At 33.2% G+C, this 4,721-nt stretch carries 6 protein-coding genes; 5 read left to right on the top strand and 1 reads right to left on the bottom strand.

Translation table 11 applies throughout. From position 1 onward, the window contains the following. Positions 1 to 175, top strand: a 175-nt coding sequence (locus tag SMIDD26_RS13165; protein WP_246746999.1) for an SUMF1/EgtB/PvdO family nonheme iron enzyme, incomplete at its 5' end; no start/stop codon positions are given. A gap of 14 nt (positions 176 to 189) precedes the next feature. After that, positions 190 to 960, top strand: coding sequence for a sulfite exporter TauE/SafE family protein (locus SMIDD26_RS07825; protein WP_061439752.1), 771 nt, complete (start codon positions 190 to 192; stop codon positions 958 to 960). Positions 961 to 1,203: 243 nt separating this feature from the next. Here the strand turns inward: SMIDD26_RS07825 and SMIDD26_RS07820 are convergent, their stop codons facing one another. Next, positions 1,204 to 1,443, bottom strand: a complete 240-nt coding sequence (locus tag SMIDD26_RS07820) for a hypothetical protein (RefSeq protein ID WP_419986659.1) — start codon at positions 1,441 to 1,443, stop codon at positions 1,204 to 1,206. Between the two features lie 413 nt (positions 1,444 to 1,856). Between SMIDD26_RS07820 and SMIDD26_RS07815 the strand changes: the two genes are divergently transcribed. From SMIDD26_RS07815 to SMIDD26_RS07805, 3 genes are all read left to right on the top strand, one after another. Further along, positions 1,857 to 2,852, top strand: coding sequence for a LacI family DNA-binding transcriptional regulator (locus SMIDD26_RS07815; RefSeq protein ID WP_061439750.1), 996 nt, complete (start codon positions 1,857 to 1,859; stop codon positions 2,850 to 2,852). 126 nt (positions 2,853 to 2,978) lie between these two features. Next, the gene (locus SMIDD26_RS07810; protein WP_060628702.1) at positions 2,979 to 4,289 is read left to right on the top strand and encodes an ABC transporter substrate-binding protein; all 1,311 of its coding nucleotides are present in this window, start codon (positions 2,979 to 2,981) and stop codon (positions 4,287 to 4,289) included. Between the two features lie 96 nt (positions 4,290 to 4,385). After that, positions 4,386 to 4,721, top strand: a 336-nt coding sequence (locus SMIDD26_RS07805; RefSeq protein ID WP_167747499.1) for a carbohydrate ABC transporter permease, incomplete at its 3' end; no start/stop codon positions are given.

Raw genomic sequence — 4,721 nt, 5'->3', positions numbered from 1 at the left:
TGAAGATGACTATGAGTTGCCAAAATATGGGATACAAGAGGAGGAGTATGCTATCAGAGGAGGTTCCTTTTTATGTCATTGTTCTTATTGTAATCGATACCGAGTAGCTGCTAGAAATGGATGTATTTCTACTTCCACTAGTAGCCATCTAGGTTTTAGATGTTTGAAAGAATAGGATGGACTTAAAAAGTGGTTGAGATTATTTATTTTCTAATCATTATAATAGCTAGTGGATTGGGTTCTATATCAGGCATGGGTGGTGGAATTATAATTAAGCCACTTATGGATAGTTTTGGATACCATTCGGTCAGTGATATTGCTTTTTATTCTAGTTTCTCTGTTTTTATAATGGCGATTATTTCAACAATCAAAAGATTTTCACAAAGTAAAGAGATAAAATGGAGATTGATTTTTACGGTATCCTTTTCTTCTGTTTTAGGAGGATTTCTAGGTCATCTTATTTTTCAAGTTTTGTTATCTCAATTATCAGTACGGCTAGTATCCATTGTTCAAATGATTTTACTATTTGTGATGCTACTTGTATCATTTGTTTTAACAGATTTTAAAAAAACTTATCAATTTGATAAGATAGGATTCTATATGATTTGTGGTATTCTATTGGGCTTGATTTCTAGTTTTTTAGGGATTGGTGGTGGTCCGCTCAATGTATCTTTATTGATGATATTTTTTTCTATTTCGATAAAAGAAGCAACTATGTATTCTCTTGCAATTATTTTCTTTTCTCAGCTGTCTCATTTGGCTACAATTGTTGTGGTTACAGGTTTAAATCAGTATCATTTAGCACCTGTTCCAGTTATTTTTCTTGCTTCTATATGCGGAGGGGTATTGGGGACGGTTGTATCAAAAGTCTTACCTGAAAATTGGGTAAGATACTGTTTTAAAGGGATGTTATTCTTTGTCATGGGAATGACTTTATATAATTTATTTCATATTTTGTAAGGTCAGTGTGAAAATATTTAAATAGACTTCCTGTAAAAACTGGATTTAACGCCCTCCATTTGTCAAATTAAACTAGACAGTCTTACCAACTCAGAAAATACCTGATGAGGTGTTTGGTATCCAAGGGATTTAGGTGGGATGTGATTTCTTGAGGCTGGGAAAAAAGTCTTTAAAATTAAAAAACGTATAATATCAGGTGTTGAAAACTTTGATACTATGCGTTTTATTGTGGGAATATTTATTTCATTTTCTCCTGAAATTGAGTTTTTGCCCAGCATAAAATTCTTGACTGACTTCGTTGAAATCTGTCTGCTTTGGCAAGTCATGACACCTTAAAAGTCTATTTGAATGTTCGTTGAGACATCGCTGTCTTGGATATCCTAGATTCGCAAAAAAGCTCTCACTATCGTGCTGATTGGAAATATCTTTCCATTTTGAAAACTCTTTTCCACAGTCAAATGTAATAGATTTAAAGAGGTTCACTAGAAATTGTGCTAGCCACCCTTGGATGGATTCTGCCACATATTTTGCCTTACGGACTCTTGGTCTTCAAACTGACAATCAATTGGCTATACCTGTTCGCTCACAAATAGGAGAGAACTTTTTACGAAAATCTAATGAATATGCCATAAGAACATTATACCGCAACGTGTACTATTTTTGGTTCATTTTACTATAGAAACTATTGAAGCACCTGTACGAAAATACATCATGAAAAAGCAGAGATAGGAAGAAACAAAGTCTTTTCCTGTGGTAGGTAGATTCCTATATATGATTTAGAAAGCCAATTGGAGTGATTTTATCCATGATGGGGAAATGATCTGGATAAAAATGATTGAGAAATAGTTGCTAAAAAAGCGTTTGCATGATACTATATATTGAAAGGAGGTGAGAATATGGTAGAGCAAAAAAAATCCATTACCATGAAAGATGTTGCTTTAGAAGCAGGAGTTAGCGTTGGAACTGTTTCACGTGTGATTAATAAAGAAAAAGGCATTAAAGAAGTAACCTTAAGGAAAGTTCAAAGGGCTATAAAAACATTGGACTATATCCCTGATAATTATGCTCGAGGTATGAAAAAGAATAGAACAGAAACTATCGCTTTGATTATTCCGAGCATATGGCATCCGTTTTTCTCGGAGTTTGCCTATCATGTTGAGAAAGAGTTATTAAAATATAATTATAAATTATTTATTTGTAACGCTGATAGCGATTCACAAAATGAAATCGAATATATCGAAATGTTGAAACAAAATAAAGTGGATGGAATTATTGGTATTACATATTCTGATATTGACAAATATATTTTATCTGATTTACCGTTTGTAAGTATAGATAGACATTTTTCGGAAAATGTATGCTATGTTACTTCAGCAAATTACAAAGGAGGACAAACTGCAGCAGAGGAACTGGTTAGAAGGGATAATAAGCACCTTGCTTTTATTGGTTCAATTAATATGTATGAGAATGAGACTATACTCAGAAGTAAAGGATTCAGAGAAAAAGCTAAGGAATTAGGAGTAGATGTCTATAATTTTGAAATGAAAGAACCTTTAATAAATCCTGAAGATCAGATAAGAGTTTTTTTGCAATCTCATAAAGAAATTGATGGTATATTTACAATAAATGATATGATGGCTCTGAGAGTTATTAGTGTTATGAAAGAACTGGGGAAAATAGCACCTGATGATTACCAGATAATTGGGTTTGATGGTTTAAAAACTTCTGTCGATCAATCTTATCTAGTGTCTACAATAGTTCAAGATATTGGTATGATGGCAAAAGAATCTGTTGCAATGATACTGAAAATGATTAAGCGAGAAGAGATTCTAGAAAAACGAATCGTAATTCCCACATATTTTTGGGGAGATAAAACAACAAAAAAAATTTAAAAAGCGCTTGACAATTAATGAAAGCGCTGTTATAATATAATCAACAAATGAAACGTTTCAAAAACAGGCTAGAAGCTTGTTTAAAAAATAAATAAAAAATGAAACGTTTCAAAAAGGAGGAAAATGATGCGTAAAGGTACAATGTTATCTGTTGTTGCGGGGCTATCGTTAGCTATACTTGCAGGTTGTAGTGGAGGAACTAACTCAAAACAAGCGAGTTCTTCAAATGATATTAAAGTCTGGGTACAATTCTCTGACGAAACCAATGAAGGAAAAGCTTGGCAAAAAGTTGTTGACAACTTTAATCAATCAGGAAAAAGTAAGTACAAAGTTGTAACTGAGTATATTCCTCGTAGTGGTAGTGGTGGAGGATATGAAGACAAGGTTAATGCTGCTATCACGACTAATAGTCTTCCAGATGTTATTACCCTTGATGGACCAAATACGGCAGCTTATGCAAAATCTAAAGTGATTACTCCGCTAGATGATTATCTAAAAGATAATAATATGGATGATGTTTTGGACAGTATTAAACAACAAGGAACTTATGATGGCAAATTCTATGCATTTGGATTTTCTGAATCGAATGTTGGTGTTTATTACAACAAAAAAATGTTCAAAGAGGCCGGAATTGCGGAATCAGAGCTTCCAACGCTAGAAAAGCCATGGACATGGGATGAATTTAATACGATTGCTAAAAAATTGAAAGATCATTATAACAAACCGGCAATTGATTTTCGTATTAATTCAAACGATGAAATGTTACCATATGCTTATATGCCGTTGATTTGGTCAAATAATGGTTCTGTCGTAAACGAAGATGGAACAAAGGCAGAAGGATACTTCAACTCAAAAGAGAGTGTAGAAGCAGTTCAATTCATTCAAAATCTTGTAAAAGAAGGTTATACAACTGTTAGTCCAGTCGAAAAAGGTTTTGAAACAGGAGAGTATCCAATGCTTTTGAGTGGTTCTTGGACGATTGCTGACATGAATACAAACTACAAAGATATTGATTTTGGTATCCTTCCTTACCCAGTATCTAGTAAGACGAAAAAATTAGTATCCCCTTCAGGTAGTTGGCAATTAGCTGTTACGACAAAATCTGATAAAAAAGAGGCTGCATCTGAATTTGTTAAATTTGCTACAAATACAGAATCAAGTGAAATTATTAGCTTGGGGAATTCGGTCCTTCCAATTCGTAAATCTACAATTGAAAATATCAAAGATAAAGTATCCGAACCAATGCGTTTCTTGATGGAACAAAATTCAAAAACAGCTCATGCTCGCCCAGTTGTCGTAGCATATCCTCAGGTTTCTCGAGCTTTTCAACAAGCAATGCAAGATATTAGCTATTATGAAGAAAATCCAAATGTGCAAAAAGTCTTGGATACTCGTACAAAAGAAATGCAAACTGCTATTGATCAGTCACTCAAATAATCTGTAAAAAGGAAGGAGGAAGGAAATGTTTGGAACTACCTTCCCCTTTCTTGTTAGTAGACTAGTTTGATATATATATGACTAAAGGAGATGGATATGAGTAAAGAAACTGTTGTGGATACAAAAAGACGTGAAAAAATAAAAGATAACATACTAGGTTATAGTTTTTTAGCTCCAGCTTTAATTTTATTAGGTATCTTTTTGGTAATTCCAGTTGGAATGGTCATTTATTACGCTTTTACAGATTATTATTTGTTGACACCAGATGAAAGAAAATTTGTTGGATTTGAGAATTTTATTCGATTAATAAAGGATCCGATTTTCTTAAAGAGCTTCTTGAATACTTTGAAATTTGTTGTTTGGATTATTCCAGTTCAATTGGGAGCAGCCTTAGGAATGGCTTTGATTGTCAATAAAAAGCGAAAAGGAAAT

This window comes from Streptococcus mitis (genome assembly GCF_001579035.1).
In the GTDB taxonomy this organism is placed as follows: domain Bacteria; phylum Bacillota; class Bacilli; order Lactobacillales; family Streptococcaceae; genus Streptococcus; species Streptococcus mitis_J.
This window is presented reverse-complemented; position numbering and strand designations above follow the sequence as displayed.